Origin of the sequence: Actinotignum urinale DSM 15805 (assembly GCF_000420445.1) — a bacterium.
In the GTDB taxonomy this organism is placed as follows: Bacteria; Actinomycetota; Actinomycetes; order Actinomycetales; family Actinomycetaceae; genus Actinotignum; species Actinotignum urinale.
The window spans coordinates 62,098-80,325 of record NZ_ATUY01000007.1; the positions used below are offsets into that span (position 1 = coordinate 62,098).

Annotated in this window: 14 protein-coding genes; 1 reads left to right on the plus strand and 13 read right to left on the minus strand. The window is 52.8% G+C overall.

Annotated elements, in window-relative coordinates; translation table 11 throughout:
• Positions 1–128: 128 nt before the first annotated feature.
• From G445_RS0106025 to pgi, 8 genes are all read right to left on the minus strand, one after another.
• Positions 129–1,733, minus strand: coding sequence for an acyl-CoA carboxylase subunit beta (locus G445_RS0106025; protein WP_022866647.1), 1,605 nt, complete (start codon positions 1,731–1,733; stop codon positions 129–131).
• A 114-nt stretch (positions 1,734–1,847) separates the two neighbouring features.
• The gene (locus G445_RS0106030) at positions 1,848–3,605 is read right to left on the minus strand and encodes an ATP-binding protein (RefSeq protein ID WP_022866648.1); all 1,758 of its coding nucleotides are present in this window, start codon (positions 3,603–3,605) and stop codon (positions 1,848–1,850) included.
• A gap of 188 nt (positions 3,606–3,793) precedes the next feature.
• The gene (locus G445_RS10900; RefSeq protein WP_022866649.1) at positions 3,794–4,618 is read right to left on the minus strand and encodes a biotin--[acetyl-CoA-carboxylase] ligase; all 825 of its coding nucleotides are present in this window, start codon (positions 4,616–4,618) and stop codon (positions 3,794–3,796) included.
• A gap of 164 nt (positions 4,619–4,782) precedes the next feature.
• Positions 4,783–5,538, minus strand: coding sequence for a class I SAM-dependent methyltransferase (locus G445_RS0106040; protein WP_022866650.1), 756 nt, complete (start codon positions 5,536–5,538; stop codon positions 4,783–4,785).
• Between the two features lie 26 nt (positions 5,539–5,564).
• Entirely contained in the window at positions 5,565–6,557 is a 993-nt protein-coding gene (locus G445_RS0106045; protein ID WP_022866651.1) for an ABC transporter substrate-binding protein, read from the minus strand.
• Positions 6,554–7,357, minus strand: coding sequence for an ABC transporter ATP-binding protein (locus tag G445_RS0106050; protein WP_022866652.1), 804 nt, complete (start codon positions 7,355–7,357; stop codon positions 6,554–6,556). The genes G445_RS0106045 and G445_RS0106050 overlap by 4 nt, the downstream gene beginning before the upstream one ends.
• Positions 7,357–8,547, minus strand: a complete 1,191-nt coding sequence (locus G445_RS0106055) for a FecCD family ABC transporter permease (RefSeq protein ID WP_022866653.1) — start codon at positions 8,545–8,547, stop codon at positions 7,357–7,359. The genes G445_RS0106050 and G445_RS0106055 overlap by 1 nt, the downstream gene beginning before the upstream one ends.
• A gap of 102 nt (positions 8,548–8,649) precedes the next feature.
• On the minus strand, positions 8,650–10,305 hold the full coding sequence (gene pgi, locus G445_RS0106060; RefSeq protein ID WP_022866654.1) for a glucose-6-phosphate isomerase: 1,656 nt from the start codon (positions 10,303–10,305) through the stop codon (positions 8,650–8,652).
• Between the two features lie 91 nt (positions 10,306–10,396).
• On the opposite strand from pgi, the gene G445_RS0106065 reads away from it, so the two are divergent.
• Positions 10,397–12,652: a 6-phosphofructokinase gene (locus G445_RS0106065; protein ID WP_022866655.1), complete on the plus strand. Its 2,256-nt coding sequence runs from the start codon at positions 10,397–10,399 to the stop codon at positions 12,650–12,652.
• A 19-nt stretch (positions 12,653–12,671) separates the two neighbouring features.
• Here the strand turns inward: G445_RS0106065 and G445_RS0106070 are convergent, their stop codons facing one another.
• From G445_RS0106070 to trpB, 5 genes are read right to left on the minus strand one after another with little or no spacing between them, the layout of a single operon-like run.
• Entirely contained in the window at positions 12,672–13,076 is a 405-nt protein-coding gene (locus tag G445_RS0106070) for a DUF3017 domain-containing protein (RefSeq protein WP_022866656.1), read from the minus strand.
• A 9-nt stretch (positions 13,077–13,085) separates the two neighbouring features.
• Positions 13,086–14,420, minus strand: a complete 1,335-nt coding sequence (locus tag G445_RS0106075; RefSeq protein ID WP_022866657.1) for an alpha/beta hydrolase — start codon at positions 14,418–14,420, stop codon at positions 13,086–13,088.
• A 14-nt stretch (positions 14,421–14,434) separates the two neighbouring features.
• Positions 14,435–16,153: a cell division protein PerM gene (locus G445_RS0106080; protein ID WP_040430747.1), complete on the minus strand. Its 1,719-nt coding sequence runs from the start codon at positions 16,151–16,153 to the stop codon at positions 14,435–14,437.
• A 5-nt stretch (positions 16,154–16,158) separates the two neighbouring features.
• Positions 16,159–16,974: a tryptophan synthase subunit alpha gene (gene trpA / locus G445_RS0106085; RefSeq protein WP_022866659.1), complete on the minus strand. Its 816-nt coding sequence runs from the start codon at positions 16,972–16,974 to the stop codon at positions 16,159–16,161.
• A complete protein-coding gene (gene trpB / locus G445_RS0106090; protein ID WP_022866660.1) occupies positions 16,967–18,175 on the minus strand; it encodes a tryptophan synthase subunit beta in 1,209 nt (402 codons plus the stop codon). The genes trpA and trpB overlap by 8 nt, the downstream gene beginning before the upstream one ends.
• Between the last annotated feature and the right edge of the window lie 53 nt (positions 18,176–18,228).

An 18,228-nucleotide genomic window follows, 5' to 3' on the forward strand; every position in this document is an offset into this window, starting at 1 on the left:
TGTAATACATAACGGTTAGGCACAACGCGCTGTAGCGTGTTCTACCTGGTGTTCTACCTGGTGTTTAAGCTGGTCTTTAACACGGTGTTAAACATGGTGTTAAACCTGGGGTTAAACGCGGATATTTCTTACATGGGGATGTTGCCGTGGCGGCGCTCGCCGTCGAACAGGGATTTCTTCGTGCGCAACATGCGCAAGGATTCCACAAGAATACGGCGCGTATCCTCTGGTGCGATAATGCCATCAAGTTCCCCGCGTTCAACGCTGAGGAAGGGGTTGACGTTATCGCGTGTGTATTCTTCAGAGAGCTTTTTGCGCAAGGCTTCAACATCTTCGCCCTTCGCAGCGGCTTCCTTCAGCGCACGACGTCCAGTAATGGCGACTGCGCCATCGGCACCCAATACGGCTATTTCCGCCCCCGGCCACGCAAAATTCATATCGCCACCCAGGGACTTTGATCCCATCACGATATAGGCGCCACCATAGGCCTTACGCAACACAACGGTTACCAGTGGCGTCGTCGCGTTTGCATAGGACCAAATGAGCTTGGCGCCTCGGCGAATAATTCCTGCCTGTTCCTGAGCGGTTCCCGGACGGTATCCGGGTACATCCACGAGGGTGACAACGGGGACGCGGAAAGCATCGCAGAACTGGACGAACCGTCCAGCTTTTTCCGACGCATCCACATCCAGGGTGCCAGCATCAGCAAGTGGCTGGTTGGCAACAATACCCACGGATTGGCCGTCCAGGGCGGCAAAACCAACAATAATGCTGGGGCTGAAAAGTTCCTGAACCTGCACAAATTCGCCGTAATCCACAATATGACGAATCACTTCGAGCATATCGTAGGGCTGTTTGGAGGATGCGGGAACCAAATCTGAGAGGGCCTGCGCGCACGCGCGATCCTCCTCTGTTTCAACATAATCCCATTCGGGGATAGGGGCCGTATTGTTCGCGGGCAAATAAGTGAGGAGCGTGCGTGCATAATCTAGGGCGTCCTCTTCGTCCGAGGCAAGATAGTGTGCCACGCCGGACTGGAAATTATGGAGTTTTGCGCCACCCAAATCGTCGAAACTGACGTCCTCACCAGTGGTTGCTTTAACAACGTCGGGGCCGGTAACGAACATGTGCGCATGGTCTTTTGTCATGACAATAAAGTCTGTGAGCGCCGGCCCATACACCGCTCCCCCGGCACACGGCCCGAGAATCACGGAAATCTGCGGAATAATTCCGGAGGCTTCAATGGTTTTCTTGAAGATTCGCCCGTATTGGGAGAGCGCCACCACGCCGTCTTGGATGCGTGCCCCGCCTGAATCGAGGAGGGAGACGATAGGGATGCGCAGTTCGAGCGCCTTGCTCATCAGGTTAATGATTTTGTTACCTTCGGCCTCACCGAGGGTTCCGCCCGAAACGGCGAAATCTTGCGCATAGACGGCAACGGGTTGGTCATTAATTCGCCCGATTCCCGTCACCACGGCTGCACCGCCGAACCCTTTCGCAATATTTCCGCCCGCGAAATGCCCGATTTCCGTGAAGGTGTCCGGGTCGAGGAGCATGGCGATGCGTTCGCGTGCCGTGTTTTTCTCCAGTTTGTGTTGGCGCGCGGTTGCGCGTTCTTCGGCTTTTGCCGAAATTGCGTTCTGGTAGTCCATGAATTTGGCACGGTCTACCACGTGGGCGCTATGATCCAGGGTTTGCCATTCGTGTGCCGAACGCAAATCTGTTAGTGACATAGCCTCCTCCTAACTTTTCACAAGGTGTGCGCGTCTGTCGCGCTTTTCTATTTCTCTTGACGTTGTCTCTATATTCGTGTCGTGTTTGCGTATGTTGTACGACGATTGAGGACCCTATTTTTGTTCGGGCGCGATCCTTACGAGGGGCTGGTATGTAGCCACGTTGGCTCCGGCTTCCACTTCAATATCCGTCACGGTTCCCGCGTGGGGTGCGTAGACGTAGCTTTCCATTTTCATGGATTCGAGGACGAGGAGAAGGTCGCCTTCTTCTACTGTGTCACCAATATTTACAACAACTCGGACGACGATTGCCTGAATGGGTGAGTTCACCATTCCTGTTGCGTCGGTGAGTTCCTGTGTTGCTTGGTTTGCCCGGTTTGTGGCTTGTCCGCGGCGGGGTTGTAGTGCCTTGCGCGTGGCTTTTTCGCCTGTAGATACAAGGGCTGTGGGCAGTGAGAGCCTCATGCGCCGGCCGTCTACTTCAATAACGAAACTGTGGCGGATTTCTGCTTCTTTGGGTTCTGTGGCCACCTGCGGGTTTCCTTGCCCAACATATTCGGGAAGGATGGTATCCTCAAACCAGCGTGTTGAGGGCGGGTGAACAGCGAAAGCATCGAGGGAGATAACATCGCAGTAGAGGTTCGCGGGTGTGGCTACACCCTTGATGCTCATTTCTTTGAGTGCGCGTCGGCTTCTCGCAATTGCTTGCTCACGATCCGGTGCCGTCACAATGAGTTTGGCGAGCATGGGGTCGAAGTTTGATGTCACAACATCGCCTTCTTCGATTCCTGATTCGATGCGTACCCCGTGCCCGAGTGGCCAGCGGATTTGTGTAATTTCGCCGGTTGAGGGAATGAGTCCGTTGGCTGGATCTTCGCAGGTGATGCGGAATTCGAAGGAGTGTGCGCGCGGAGCCGGAATACTGCTGAGGTTTTCACCTTGCGCAATGCGGATTTGTTCGCGTACGAGGTCAATCCCTGTGACTTCTTCGGAAATGGTGTGCTCAACTTGCAGGCGCGGGTTGACTTCCAGGAAGTTGACCCGCCCATCAGGTTCTACAAGGAATTCGCAGGTTCCTAGCCCTACATAATCGACGGCTTCAAAAAGGCGCTGGCTCCAGCGGGTAATGATTTCTTCGGAGTTACCGGGGAGCGCCGGCGCGGGTGCTTCTTCAATAAGTTTTTGGTTGCGACGCTGCACGGAACAATCACGTGTGGATACGACGGCGAAGTTTCCGTGCGAATCGCGTGCGGATTGTGTTTCGATATGCCGTGCTGTACGGATGAAGCGTTCCACGAAGTATCCGCTGGCGTCGTTTGCGTGCGCCGCGAAGAAAACGTCGAGATCCTCGTCGTTATTGTGAACGGTAATTCCGCGTCCGCCACCGCCGTCGGCTTTTTTGGTGACAATCGGGTATCCGAAACGTGCCACGAATGCGTCGATTCCTTCGTGTCCTTCTACCGGGTCGGAAATTCCGGGTACCGGGGAGACGTGTACGGATTCTGCGAGGCGGCGTGCCTGGATTTTGTCTCCGAGGCGGTTCAGCACGGAGGGGCTTGGGCCAATCCACGCCATTCCGGCTTCGATCACGGCGGTTGCGAATTCGGGAATTTCGGAGAGGAATCCGTAGCCTGGGTGGACGGCATCCACGTGGGCGCGTTTCGCAATTTCCATGAGTTTGTCAATATTCATGTAGGTTTCCGCGTAGGTGGTGCCGTTTAGGGCGTAGGCGGAGTCCGCCTGTTCCACGAATTCGGCTTCCCTATCGGCGTCCGCATATACGGCAACAGCTTTGATGCCCATATCGTGTGCGGTGCGGATAACGCGAAGGGCGATTTCCGAACGGTTTGCTACAAGAATTTTTGAAATCATACTGTTCTTTCTGTTCTCTGCGGAAGTTCTGGTTACTCTGCGTTGTAGTTACTTTGTGTTCTGTTTACTTTTCGTTCTGTTTCGCTGTGTTCTAACTTCTCTATGTTGTCGTCACTTTGCGTTTGGTTACTTTGTGTTCTGGCGATCTGCATTGCGGTAAACGTTGCGTCCCATGCCAATCCCTACTGCTACCCCTGTGTGTTCGCCGTCGTTTCGTCGAGCATGGACACTTCCCCGGTTGTAATCACAACTGTTCCCGTTTCAGTTTCCACTTCGAGGGAACCATCCGCTAACACTCGTTTCCCCGTTCCGACGACGGGGTTGGCGCGTGGGCGATTAACTGTGACGTTGGGTTTGAGGGTTTCGCACTTGGCGTTGAGTTCTGCAAGCAACCCTGCGGTTTCAGCGTTTCCTAGGGCGTGCGCAAGGCGATCGCAGAGCTGGAAAAGTTCAAAAATGTATCGCGCAGCAATTTTGTCCCTGCTGGGTGTGCAATACCCGGCTGTTGCTAAGGATGCGGATGTTGGTGTGGGAAGCTCGTTATCTGCCAGTGTTATATTGAGTCCCATTCCAAGGACGACGGCGAGTTTTCCGTCGCGTTCGCCAATGAATTCTCCAATAATTCCGGCGATTTTCCGTGTTGTTGGCGCTTGGACGACGATGTCATTAGGCCAAGAAATCTGTGTGTCGATTGCGAGCGTTTGGAGTGCGCGCTGTGCTGCGAGCGCCCCTGTGAGGGTGACCCAGCCAAGGTTGTTACGCATGGTGGCTGGAAATTCGAGGAGGATGGAAATGAGAAGAGAGCCTTCCGGGGTGGAAAACCATGAGCGCCCCACCCGGCCGCGCCCAGCGCTTTGAGAATCAGCGATGAGGGCGGTTCCGGACAGAATTTCGTTGTTGTGCCATAGCCGAGCAAGATCATCTTGTGTTGATGTTGTGTTTTCCGCGTGGAGGATACGGGTGAGGCGCCCACAGTTGCCGAATGTATCGGCAGCTTCCCGGATATCCTGCATATTTTCCTTCCCGGCTGGCTTCTCAAACCAAAAATGCGCTAGATGTTAAAGATGTGAAAATTGATAGCAACCTACGTTTCCGTAACATACGCTATCGTAACCTACTAGCGCGTAAGTTTGTAGTTACTTGGCCTCCTTATCTTGTACGATATATCACAATGATGTTATTTAACGGCGAGGATCAGCCGATCTTCCAGCCATTGGTACACGGTTCCCGTTTGGCCAAAACCTGCTGCACGAAGTGCTTCGAAGTGGAAATCTTCACTCACGTGGGGCGCAGTTTCCCTGCCTTCCCAGCGTTTTTCCCATTCATCGCGTTCTTTCTCCCAGCCGGGAAGCGCCTTCATTTCTTCCCACCAGGCCTGCCAACTCATGGCGCCTTTAGCGTGGGAATCTTTCAGGTACGCCGTCTTGTATTGCTGCGAATATTCGTCGAGGAATGTTTGGGTGCGGCCGTCGTAATCTAAGTGATCGGCGTTCATGAACAGCCCGCCATCTACTGTTAGCTTGCCCACCGCCTGATATAACTGCACTAAATCCTGGGGCATTAACCAGTGCAGGGCGGTTGCAGATACCGTGACATCTATCTGCTGTACGGGAAGCTGTGCGGCTAAATCTTCCGAAGTAATATCCACGTCCAGGAAGGTGAAGTTTTCCCCGTGCTTATTTGTTTCCCGCCCCAGGCGAAGTAGCAGCGGATCCCTATCCAAGCCGTAGACGCGCGAATCGGGTACGCGTTCCAAGATCGCGGTTCCTAGGCTTCCCGGCCCGCAGCCCACATCTACAATGGTGAGCGGGCGGCCAAGGCGCTGGCGGTGATATTCCACAATATCTACCAGGAAGCGCGTGCGTAAATCACGCAATTCAATGAAAGCTGTTTGCTGCTTATGCCATTCATCAAGCATTTTTTGGGGTGTCATGTATGCCTTTCTCCGTGGCTATAGGCCTATTTGGCGAGGGTTTTGCTGAGTTGGATTGCCCCATCAACGGACAACAGGTTGGGTGGATCGGTCAGTACGAAGGGCAGGAACACTAACTTATCGTTCTTCACGGCCTGGAGTTTATCAGCACCTGGGAAGGATTTCACACTGGCCAACAGCGCATCTTTTTGGGAAGCGTAGCCTAGCACAACAATCCATTCCGGATCCTTTTCCAACAGTTTTTCGATCTGTACTACCTGGACGCGCTTTTCTTGATCGTCGAACACATTCTTCAGGCCGTTTGCTTCGAAAATGGGTTGTGCCATGGAAGATGTTCCATAAGCACCCAGTTCACCCTTTGCGGTGTATACCCACAGGCCGGCTACCGTCGTACCCTTGGCGACGGGTGATGTAATATTCTTCAGGCGCTTGGCTGCCTCATCTTTGATTCCCTGGGCCTTGTTTTCCATGTTGAAAATCTTGGCCATCTTATCCACTTCCTTATCGACAAGATCGAAACTTGCCTTGGATACAGAATAGTTTTCGCAGAAGGAATCGGGAACGTACAGGTTCACGCCCGCGGCTTTCAGCGCATCCTTATCCACGGCACCATTCTTCGTATATCCGACGACGAGATCGGCTTTCTGTTCCAACACGGCTTCTGTGGATAGCATTGCCCCACCGGATTCGGTTTGGCTGGAGCCCAGTTTTTGGATGGCGTCGATGCGCTTTTGCATCTCGTCATTGGCGCCATTCAAATCAACTTCGCCAACGCGGGCAACGATTTTATCGTTCACGCCCAGGGCATCAAGGATGGAATAATTCGTGCCCTGCATCATGATGATGCGTTCGGGGGCTTTCTCAAAAGTGATGGTTTCCCCGCAGGTTTCCACCTGCACAGGATAGTGGCTGCTTGCTGGTTTTTCTTCAGCCGCTTTCTGTTTCTGTGCCGCGCTTTGCCCGCACGCCCCGAACAGGAGCGCACAGGCCGCAATGGCTGCACCTAAACGTTTTTTCATGGCTTCCCCATTTCTTGGTTAGTGAGTTGCGGATCAAAGAACAGATAGGGCAAGCCTTCCCGTTCTATCCGCGTGATGGACATGTGGTAGATCGGTTCTAAATGCTCTGGCGTGAGAAGCTCCCACGGGCTTCCTTCCGCCACAATACGGCCGTCGTTGATGAGAACGATCCGATCGCAATAGCGGGCAGCAAGGTTAACGTCGTGAAGAACTATGAGTGTTGTTTTCTGCAAATTTTTGACGAGGTTGAGCAACTGGTGTTGGTAGCGTAAATCGAGGTGGTTGGTGGGCTCATCGAGGAACAGGTAAGGCGTGTTTTGGACAATGGTTTTCGCGATTTTCACCCGCTGATATTCCCCGCCTGATAGCTGGGAGGTGAATCGATCCGCCAGATGTGCACAATCCACGTAGTCCAGGGCGTCCATCACGCTTTGGTCGTCCTCCTCGGTGGTGAGGCGCGTGAAAGATCCGTGAGGCAGCAGCCCGAGGGCTACCAGGGTTCGCACGGTGGTGGGCATGGGTGATTCGTCTTGTTGTTCGACGACGGAAATATATTGCGCTATGCGTTTGCGGCTAAGGGTGTGGATTTCTTGCCCGTCAATGCACACTGTGCCGTCCGCGGGTAGGGCCGCGTAGAGTGCGCGGAGAAGCGTGGATTTTCCGCAGCCGTTCGGGCCGATAATGCCCACGATATCGCCGGCACCGGCCTGAATATTGATGTCGCGAACAATCCGGTTTCCGCCCAGGTTCACGCGAATATTGCTACCGGTTAATTTGTGTTCCACACCTGTGTATGCCACTACCCTATCCCTAACTGTTTCTTGTTGCGGAAAATAATGAACAGGATGAATGGTGCGCCAATCATTCCCGTAATCACGCCGATGGGAAGTTCCGCGGGGGCGAAAATAACACGGCCCATGGTATCCACCAGCATGAGAAATAGCGCCCCGGCAAGCGTTGCGGACACGGCGAGAATCCTATGCCCTGTTCCGATCAGCGCCCGCATGGCATGGGGAACGATAAGGCCCACAAACCCAATGCCGCCCGTCATGGATACGGCGATGGCCACGGCAGCCGATGTGGGCACCAGCAGGAGAATGCGCGCCCTGCCCGGGTTAATCCCGACGGACAACGCGGAAGAATCCCCGTTCGCTAGGGCATCCAATACGGGGGCGACGAGAATAATCCCCAGCGCATAAATGGCTGCCACAATGAGGAGAACGATGGCGTTCATCCATGATGTGCCCGCCAGGGAGCCGAGCATCCAAAAGTTGACGGAGCGGGCTGTTTCCGGGTTGGAAGCGGAGAAGATGAGGAAGTTGGTGAGGGAAGAAAAGCCGAAACTTGCTGCCAGGCCGGCTAAAACGAGCATGAGTGGGCTGCGGATTTTTCCGGCGACGCTGAGGACGAAAAATGTGCAGAGTGTTGCGCCGATAAACGCACAGATTCCTACTCCGAATACTGAGCTGAGGTTGAGGATGATAACGGCAACTGCCGCGCCTGTGCCCGCCCCGGAGCTGAGGCCAAGAACGTAGGGTTCGGCAAGGGGGTTGCGCACCAGGGCTTGAAGAACAACGCCTGCCACAGCCAAAATGGCGCCTACGGCTATGGATGCGAGGATTCTTGGCAGGCGGTTATCCCAGATGATGGCATCCACCGTGGTGTGCCAGGTGATATCAATGGGCAGGCCGGGTACGTGGCTGAGGATGACGCCGAAAACGGTTGAAATAGGTATTTGCGCTGCGCCGACGATCACCATGAAGGGAATCGCGACGATAAGTGCCACCGCGAGCGCCACTATTTTTGCCCGCATAAGCCGTGTTCTTTGCTTATAGCCGGCCACGCTACCTCCCGGAAGGTTGATTCCCCAATGAATTTCCTCAATTATTGCATCGAACCTTTGAACATGCAAAGAAATGGGCTTTTCAGTGACGGGCGGCATGTGCTCAAAACGTGATATTTCGCGGATTCCCGAAAAAATGTAGGACATATTCTAGCTACAAACCATAGGGCAAAAAAGGGAGGGACCCAGTGGCCCCTCCCCTATGAACTCCGTGCTAACGGCATTGCGCCAGCGCCGTCGCCCCTACAACTAGGAACGGTTCTTGTGGTAGTACTCGACGAGCATGCGTGTTGACGGATCTTGAGCTGCCAAAGCATCTGCATCCCCTGCAATAGCAAGAGTGAGATCCTTCGCCATCTGCTTACCAAGTTCAACACCCCACTGGTCGAAGGAATCGATGCCCCACACGATACCTTGAACGAAGGTAATGTGTTCATACAGCGCAATGAGCTGACCCAAAACGCTCGGCGTCAAAGACGGCGCCATAATCGAAGTGGTGGGCTTATTGCCGGGGAATACGCGAGCGCTCACAATCTCCTCAGGCGTACCTTCCGCACGAACCTCGTCGGCCGTCTTACCGAAGGCAAGCGCCTTTGTTTGGGCGAAGAAGTTGCCGAGGAAGAGTTCGTGCTGATCCTGATCGCCATCCTTCAAGGCGTAGGTGGGGTTGGCAAAAGCAATGAAATCAGCGGGAATGAGCTGGGTGCCCTGGTGGATCAGCTGATAGAAGGCGTGCTGGCCGTTTGTTCCCGGTTCGCCCCAGAACACTTCACCGGTAGCGGTTGTTACCTCTGTGCCATCCCAGCGCACACGCTTACCGTTAGATTCCATGGTGAGCTGCTGAAGATAGGCAGCGAAACGATGCAGGTACTGAGAATACGGCAAAACAGCGTGGGTTGCCGCGCCGAAGAAGTTCACGTACCACACGTTGAGCAAGCCCATCAGCAACGGAACGTTTTCTTCCGGAGCAACTGTAGCGAAATGCTCATCGATTGTGTGGAAACCAGCCAGGAAATCAGCGAAATTATCCGGGCCAATAGCAAGCGCCAAGGACAGCCCCACCGCGCTATCTACCGAGTAACGGCCACCAACCCAATCCCAGAAACCGAAAGCATTAGATGGTTCAATACCGAATTCGGCAACCTTTTCCAGATTTGTAGACACGGCAACGAAATGCTTGGCAACCGCGCCTGCATCCGCAATACCGCGATCCTTCAGCTGGTTGAGGAACCAGGCGCGAGCCATCTTCGCATTCGTAATCGTCTCAAGAGTTGTGAACGTCTTAGAGGCAACAATGAACAACACGGTTTCGGGATCAACACCGCGAAGGGTCTCCCCCACGTCCGTCGGATCAATGTTGGAGATAAAACGGCATTCGATTCCATCCTTCACGTACGGCTTCAATGCTTCATACGCCATCACAGGACCCAAATCCGAACCACCAATACCAATATTGACAACGGTTGTGAGCGGTTTACCCGTCACGCCCTTCCATTGCCCACTGCGGACTTTGTTCGCAAAAGCGTACATACGTTCCAGAACATCGTGAACGTCTGCGATAACGTCCTGCCCGTCGACGGTAAGCGAATCATCCTTAGGACGACGAAGAGCTGTGTGGAGCACCGCGCGATCTTCAGTAACGTTAATGTGGTCGCCACGGTACATTGCTTCACGACGCCCAGCAATATTTGTTTCCTTTGCCAACTCGACGAGCGCTGCTTTTACGTCGTCGTTAATATAAGCCTTTGATAAATCGACAAACAAATCACCTGCCGTGAAGCTAAAACGCCCGGCGCGCTGCGGGTCTTGAGCGAAATCTTCACGGAAATTGGCTGAAAAACCGTTATGTAGCTCACGCAAACGGTTCCATGCGGCTGTTGTTGTGGGATCAATTGGTTTCGACATATCTTTCCTCATCTTTGAAGTAAATGACCGACATATACATCATAACCGTAAAAATCTGACAAAATGTAAATAGCACAAAAAAGGGGGATTTATGTCTGACAAAACCTCAATCGCAGTGCTCACCTCGGGTGGCGACGCTCCCGGTATGAACGCTGTGGTTCGCGCGGTTATCCGAACCGCTCTCCAGGAAGGCGCTCAGCCTTACGCTATTCTCGAAGGTTGGCACGGAGCCATTGCCGGCGGAGACTATATTCGCAAGGTGACGTGGTCCGACGCCTCCTCCATTCTCGACCAGGGCGGAACTGTTATCGGCTCGGCCCGTTCATCTGAATTCCGCGAGCGCGAGGGGCGACGCACGGCAGCCGGCAATCTTGCTCGTGCTGGAATTGATCGCCTTGTTGTTGTTGGCGGGGACGGCTCGCTCACAGGTGCTGATATTTTGCGTTCCGAATGGGCAGATTTGCTGAAGGAACTCGTTGAAGCCGGCGAACTTGACCAGACTGTTGCCGATAAGCATCCCGAGTTGCGTATTGCGGGCGTTGTTGGCTCGATTGATAACGATCTTGTGGGCACGGATATGACGGTGGGAACCAACTCCGCTCTTGCCCGTATTGTGGACGCAATCGATGCTTTAACCTCCACGGCTACATCCCATCAGCGCACCTTCATTGTTGAGGTGATGGGAAGACGTTGCGGGTATCTTGCCCTCATGGGCGCAATTGCCGGTGGTTGCGATTATGTGATTATTCCTGAAATTCCGCCGGTTGAGGGCTGGGAAGAGCATATGTGTAACCAGATTCGCAAGGGCCGCGAATCTGGACGCCGAGATTCCCTCATCGTCGTCGCCGAAGGGTGCAAGGATCGCCACGGGGAGCGTATCACCTCTCAGCGTATTCAGCAGATTATTTTTGAGAAACTTGGCGACAAGGCGCGTATTACGGCTCTCGGTCACGTTCAGCGCGGTGGCACACCTTCAGCTTTTGACCGCTGGATGTCCACCCTGTTGGGTTACACGGCCGCCTTGGAAATTATTCGCTCCAAGCCGGGTGAAGATTCCTGCATTATTGGTTTGCGTGAGAATCATCTTGTTCGCCTTCCGCTGGTGGAAACGGTTGCGAATACTCAAAAGGTTGTTGACTATATGGAGTCGGGTGAGTACGAGGCTGCCGCCGGTAGCCGTGGCCCGAATTTCCATCGCATGTTGACTCTTTTCTCCACGATTTCTTCCCCTGTTCCCGTTATTAACGACGATTTAGGACGCAAACCTCGTGTTGCGGTGATGCATGCGGGCGGACTTGCTCCGGGCATGAATCCGGCTGCTCGCGCTGCTGTTCGTTTCGGTATTAGCGCCGGTTTTGAAATGCTTGGTGTGGAAAACGGTTTCGTCGGGCTTATTGAGAACCACGTTCGTCCGCTCGAGTGGCGTGACGTTGACGGTTGGGCAAGCCGGGGTGGCGCGGAGCTCGGGACGGATCGCAAGGTTCCTACGATTGACCAGTATTTTGCTTTGGCTCGCGCTATTGAGGCTAACGGTATCGACGCGATTATTATGATTGGCGGTAAGGCTGGTTATGATACCGCTTGGGCGATGGCGTCGGAACGTAACCGTTTCCCCTCCTTCAACATTCCCTTTATTTGTGTTCCGACGACGATTGACAACAATTTGCCGGGCAGTGATTTGACGATTGGCGCGGATACCGCGTTGAATACGAACGTCGAAGCTATTGACAAAATTCGGCGTAGCGCTTCGGCTAGCCGCCGCACCTTCGTTGTTGAGGTAATGGGACGTAAGTGTGGGTACCTTGCGATGATGAGTGCCCTATCCACGGGTGCCGAGCAGGTGTATTTGTCCGAGGTTGGTGTTTCCTTGGATATGCTCAAGTTCGAGACGGAGCGCATGAACTGGTGCTTTACCGGCGATCGTAGCCTGTATTTGGCGATTCGTAACGAGCAGGCTTCCCAGTATTACACGGCTGACCTCATGCGTCGCGTTTTCGAGGAGGAAGGCCGCGGGAAGTACACGGCACGTACCGCAATTATTGGGCATATGCAGCAGGGTGGCATGCCAACGTCCTACGATCGAACTCTTGCTATTTCTATGGCGGCGAATGCTGTTGACGAGATTAAGGAACAGTTGAAGAGCGGGCGTAGCTCGATTCGCTATCTCGGTATGCATAATGGCCATGTGGTGTCTCATCCGATTCTCCATATGGATGAACAAATAGATCCGGAAACCGGGCTTCCACAAGATCCGTGGTGGCTAACCACTCTCCCTGTTCTTTATGTCATGGGTCAGAAGGGCTACAACGAGCCACTTGAGGATTTGAAGATGTACCGCAAAAACTAGGTAAAAGTTAATGTAACAATTAAATCACGGCCGGTGCGTCCGCAATCCAGGAAAACCCCCACAGGCACGCAGCAAAAAACCACAGCGTCGCCACGTCAATCCAACGCGAACGCACCGAAGGCAAAGTGCCCGTGGGTAACAGTAAACGCGCCAACCCCAGGATGCTGAAGCTCAACGCAAACACCTGAATAGCCATTTTTGCGTTAGTAACATAGGCGAGGGCAACAATGCATACCATCCACAACGCACACAGCCAATACACCCAGACTCGCGAAAATCGTGGTTTAGCCACATCCACTACATCAGCTGTATTCGCAGTATCCGCCGCATCCGCTATATCCGCCACTTTCGCCACTTCCGCCACAACGTCCATCTGTTCCTCGTGCCGAGTTGCCTCAGGTTCGAAGCCGTCGTCGTTCTTCATAATATTCACCTACAGCGGTTTGAAGAGGTTAAAGAAACCATAGAGATTCGAGAAACTCGTTACGGTATATGTGGAGAGGTTAGCGAGGAAGAGTATCGCAATAATGCCCCACACCACAACACCGATAACGCTTAGGTACCGAGCCCAGGTTTTCATGCGCGCCCCGCGCCACACCACAACACCCACGCCCAAGCTATAGAGGGCAAAGCAAATAATCACGAATGTAGGCGTGGTGAGGAAGGAATATTCCTGTTCCACCTGGTCGATGTGTGCGGCGCGCCCACTGGACCACCATTTCAGGGCATCAGGGAACTGCCTTCCCCACACATCCCACGTGTGGGCACCTTTTTCGTCGATCTTGAAGTTCATGTGAATATTAGGCTTCTTAATAGTTGCCGCTTCTTTCGCGAAACTGGTGGAGGCAGGATCCGACTTCGTTCCCGTAATGAAAATCGCTTGTGGCCAGGTTGATTTCCGCATCATATTCGTCACCGTGAACTGTTTTTTCAGCTCCGGCGTTGTTTTCGCTAACCCCACGTCGGGCTTATCGAAACCGGAGAAGGAAATAATGGATGCGAAGGTTTGCGGGTGTTGCAGTCCGAGAACTGGCGCACACCACCCACCGTAACTTGCCCCGGCAATCACCCAATCTTCACGGTTGCTTGATACGGAATAATTGGCACGCAACATTCCCACAACATCTTGCGTAATATAGGTGCCGATTGCGGGCTGTCCTTCAAAATCAACACAGTTCGGCGGCCGTGAATCAATAGCCAAATCCGGCACCGCAACAATGGTATCGGGCGCAATCTTAGGAATGGCGTGGTCGAAATCAAGATGCCGAGGAATCTTTTCCGTATGGGAAGGATACCCCTGCAACATCACCATAGCTTTATAGGTTTTTTCGGGGTTGTAATCCTTGGGAACCCATATCCACACCCTTTGGTTAATCCCCGACTTCGGCCCTTTAAAACGAGTGAGAACCGTTCCGTACGTGGACGGTTCCGTCGTAATTTTCCATTCCTCGCCACTGGGTTTCGCAATAGGTTTCGGTTTCACCGTATATTTTGGAATTTTTTGCTCGACGGGTTTCACATCTGTTTTTACCCCGCCACCTTGAATCATGTGGTAGACGCTCGCCCAATCGCTTGCGTATCCAAGGTTGCGATTCGCCATCACCCCAATAACGGTCACCCCAAGAAGGGGCAGAATCAGAAGAGAAACCACGGATGCAACGATTGCCTTTTTGCGCGACGACGCAAGCCCGCGTCCAGTGAAGAACACAACGACACACATAATCGCCACAATAAGGAGTGCCGTGTAAATAGAATTCGGTTTTAACATTGGCTTTATTTCTCCTAGTTGCCTGGTTCTTTAGGTGAATTATCGCGGACTTTGTTCACAATTTCGTTGCCCGATTCGTCGCGTGAGCCCTCGCTCGATCCTTCGCGTGAGCCCCCATTCGATTCCTCACGCGATCCCCCACTCGATTCGTTACGTTCTGCTTCGTTTAACTCTATATCTTGTGCGGAAACATCCTGGGGTTCCGTATCCCTCACGGTTTTTTTCTTAAATAATGTACGACGGAAAAGTTCGACACATTTTTGTGTCCTGGAACGTGGAACGGGTGGCTGAGCAGATGTCGGCACAGATGCATCATCATCTACCGCACGCACCTTAATACGTCTCCTGTGCCACAGACGGTTGATAACAAACGTCAAGATAACAGGGACAAGAATAACAAGAAGAATTCCAGCACTCAATAGTGGCGGTTGTGTCCCTATTTCTTGCATGCGAACCGGGCCAAAACCACCTGAGGTTAACGCCGAAAGCAGTGACACAATAACGAAAATCTCTACCGCTACAAAAACAAGAAGTATCCACAGTTCTTTACCCCATGTAGGAAGAGGATACGGTGAGGGAACCTTAGCTAGACGTTCTTTTCTACGAATATTGGGGATTTTCGGCAAGCCAAATCGGGGTAAACGGTAGCGTTTATCGGAATATATTCCGAAGAATGCGCGAATGCCACGTTTTTCGTCGTCACTTATTGGGGTGGAAGAGGAGGAAACGCCGTGAGAAGAATCAGAGGAATCCACCACGGATTGTGCTGAAGAATTCTTCCGGGAAGTTGAAGAATCTGGCATGGCGATTCCTCGCTTATGCACGGAATTGCGTTCGTCATGTTTACCCCCAGCGCCGTCACGTCGTAGCGCTTTACGCAAATACAAAAGCGCCAAAAGAAATGACATCAGAGGTAACACAAGAACAAGGAACCACGGATGCGATTGAGGTTGTGGTAAAGCGCCAAAAATCGGGATACCCGGAATAGGGGCGCTCACCGAACCGAAAATAGAAAAATTCGTTCCTGTGCCCACACTGAAACCTGTCCCCACAAGCCACGAGGTGCCCCACACAATGCCGACGGGAAGGAAAAACAGTTGAACAATGAAGAAGAAAATACTTCCTGCAAGTCCGGAATGATACGCCGAATTTATCGCTAAAATTCGCGGAAAACCAGCAATAATAGCGACGATGAGCACAATCGTTCCCGCGCCAAAAATGATGGCAAGAAAAGGCCTGAGGAAAAGCCACGCCGCATGAAAATGGTGACGGAACGGGATAGGAGGCGTTGAAACCCACGCAAACTGTGCGCAAAGGGCGGAGAACGCCACGCCACTAATACATGCATAAAGCAGGGACGAGTTTGGCAGGCTCAAAACCGTCATGAAGGCACAGAGCGCACCACCAGTACCGGCAGCAACAAGAACGTCGTACCAATCCTCAATCAATACTGTGCGCAAGAAACGGACCGTCCACAAAGCAATGAGCACAGTGAGCACAATCGGCATGAGGCTCACGGTGAGATTCGTGCTAATAATGGGAGTCCCCAACGCGAGTAGCCACAGCGAACCGCCAAGGCGAACGGCATCCATCCATTGGAAATCGCCCAGGAAAGGCGAAGATGAGGTCACGACATATATGCAGAGGGTGAAGAGGGCGCAAATTAACCAGCTCAAAAGCAACGGTTGGAGCACAGCCAACCCGACTGTAACACGACGTGAATATGTAAGCACGCGACCTATTCTAGCGTCTGAAGGTCGCGCGTCATGGAAGCAACATACTCTTTCACCGCTTGTGGGGCTTTTTCGGCACCACTTTCGTGGATAAGGCGAACGATGGCGCTACCCACAATTGCTCCGTCAGAAATAGATGCCATGGTTTTGGCCTGTTCCGGAGCGGAAATACCGAAACCAACCGCGACGGGAACATGAGTATTTTTACGGATAATGTCGACGATAGACGCAAGATCCGTCGTTATTTCGCTGCGTTCTCCCGTTACCCCAAGTGAGGAAACAAGATACACGAAACCGCGTGCGCTTTGCGCTATGGTGGCGATGCGGTCTTCCGAGGATGGTGCAATAAGCGGAATAAGTTCTACACCGAATTCGAGGAGGGGGGATTCAAATTCTGTTTTTTCCTCGAAGGGAACATCGGGCAAGATAAGGCCGGAAACGCCTGCATCTCGGCATCGGCGCCCGAATTTTTTAATACCGTAGCTAAAAACGAGGTTCGCATACGTCATAAAGGCGAAAGGAACGTCAAGTTCGTCACGCAAACCGCTCACCATATCAAAAATTTTATCAGTGGTGGTGCCGGCTTTGAGTGAGCGTTCTGACGCTACTTGAATAACCGGGCCTTCCGCCATAGGGTCGGAGAAAGGAATACCGAATTCGATTAGTGTTGCCCCTGCGTTCACGGCACTTCGCACAACGTTGGCGGTTGTTTCCAGATCGGGATCGCCCGCGGTAATAAAGGGAATGAAAGCTTTGCCGTTCGCGAATCCTTGCGCTATGGGAACCTGGCGTTCTCCGTACTGTAGTGGTGTCTTATTCATGAATATCCTCCCCGCGGTAACGTGCAATAGCGGCAACATCTTTATCACCACGCCCAGATAGCGTGACGACGATTATTTTGTCTTTGTCCATAGTTGGCGCGATTTTCATGGCGTATGCCAGGGCGTGCGCTGATTCAATAGCCGGAATAATGCCTTCCATGCGAGAAAGATATTCGAAGGCATCTACGGCTTCATCATCGGTAATGGGTACGTAACGCACCCTGCCAATATCGTGAAGATAGGCGTGTTCGGGGCCGATTCCCGGATAATCCAGGCCGGCGGAAATCGAGTAGACTGGCGCAATCTGGCCGAATTCATCCTGGCAGAAATATGATTTCATGCCGTGGAAAATACCCTCGCGCCCTGTGGCGATCGTTGCCGCCGTATCTGCGGTTTCAACTCCGCGGCCGGCTGCTTCTGCGCCAATCAAGCCGACTTCTTGATCGTCAATAAAATGATAGAAGGTTCCCGCAGCGTTTGAGCCACCACCCACGCAGGCAATAACTTCGTCGGGAAGTCTGCCTTCGCGCTCCTGGATTTGTTCTTTAATTTCTTGAGAGATTACGGCTTGGAAATCGCGAACCATGGTGGGGAACGGGTGCGGGCCCATGACGGAACCGATACAGTAATGCGTATCGTCAATACGGCTTGTCCATTCGCGGAACGCTTCCGATGTGGCGTCCTTCAAGGTTGCCGTCCCGCTATTTACGGGAATAACTTCGCTACCCAGCAGGCGCATGCGGTACACATTAAGGGCTTGGCGTTCGGTATCTTCTTTGCCCATAAACACCACGCATTCCATGCCGAAAAGTGCGGCTGCGGTTGCTGTTGCTACGCCATGCTGGCCGGCCCCCGTTTCGGCAATCAAACGGGTTTTACCCATTTTTTTCGCCAAAAGTGCCTGGCCGAGCACGTTGTTGATTTTGTGGGCGCCCGTGTGGTTCAAATCTTCACGCTTCAGGTAGATTTTCGCTCCACCCAGATCTTGTGTCATGCGGTCAGCAAAATAGAGGCGGGATGGGCGACCCGCATAGTTGTTAAACAACTCGCTGAGTTCCGCCTGGAACTCTGGATCGTTTTTATAGTGTGTGTACGCATTATCGAGTTCGATAATGGCATTCATGAGTGTTTCGGGAATGTACTGGCCACCATGTACACCAAAACGGCCAGCTTTCATGTCTGTCTCGTATGCTTTCGGCATCACATATCCTTACCTTGAAATGTTCCAAAGCTTGCTATCTGGTTCTATTTTTG

Bases quoted from the DNA above. Each gene is read 5' to 3' on its own strand.
- G445_RS0106025 (WP_022866647.1), bottom strand. From the start codon at position 1,733: ATGTCACTAACAGATTTGCGTTCGGCACACGAATGGCAAACCCTGGAT.
- G445_RS0106030 (WP_022866648.1), bottom strand. From the start codon at position 3,605: ATGATTTCAAAAATTCTTGTAGCAAACCGTTCGGAAATCGCCCTTCGC.
- G445_RS10900 (WP_022866649.1), bottom strand. From the start codon at position 4,618: ATGCAGGATATCCGGGAAGCTGCCGATACATTCGGCAACTGTGGGCGC.
- G445_RS0106040 (WP_022866650.1), bottom strand. From the start codon at position 5,538: ATGACACCCCAAAAAATGCTTGATGAATGGCATAAGCAGCAAACAGCT.
- G445_RS0106045 (WP_022866651.1), bottom strand. From the start codon at position 6,557: ATGAAAAAACGTTTAGGTGCAGCCATTGCGGCCTGTGCGCTCCTGTTC.
- G445_RS0106055 (WP_022866653.1), bottom strand. From the start codon at position 8,547: ATGTCCTACATTTTTTCGGGAATCCGCGAAATATCACGTTTTGAGCAC.
- pgi (WP_022866654.1), bottom strand. From the start codon at position 10,305: ATGTCGAAACCAATTGATCCCACAACAACAGCCGCATGGAACCGTTTG.
- G445_RS0106065 (WP_022866655.1), top strand. From the start codon at position 10,397: ATGTCTGACAAAACCTCAATCGCAGTGCTCACCTCGGGTGGCGACGCT.
- G445_RS0106070 (WP_022866656.1), bottom strand. From the start codon at position 13,076: ATGAAGAACGACGACGGCTTCGAACCTGAGGCAACTCGGCACGAGGAA.
- G445_RS0106075 (WP_022866657.1), bottom strand. From the start codon at position 14,420: ATGTTAAAACCGAATTCTATTTACACGGCACTCCTTATTGTGGCGATT.
- trpA (WP_022866659.1), bottom strand. From the start codon at position 16,974: ATGAATAAGACACCACTACAGTACGGAGAACGCCAGGTTCCCATAGCG.
- trpB (WP_022866660.1), bottom strand. From the start codon at position 18,175: ATGCCGAAAGCATACGAGACAGACATGAAAGCTGGCCGTTTTGGTGTA.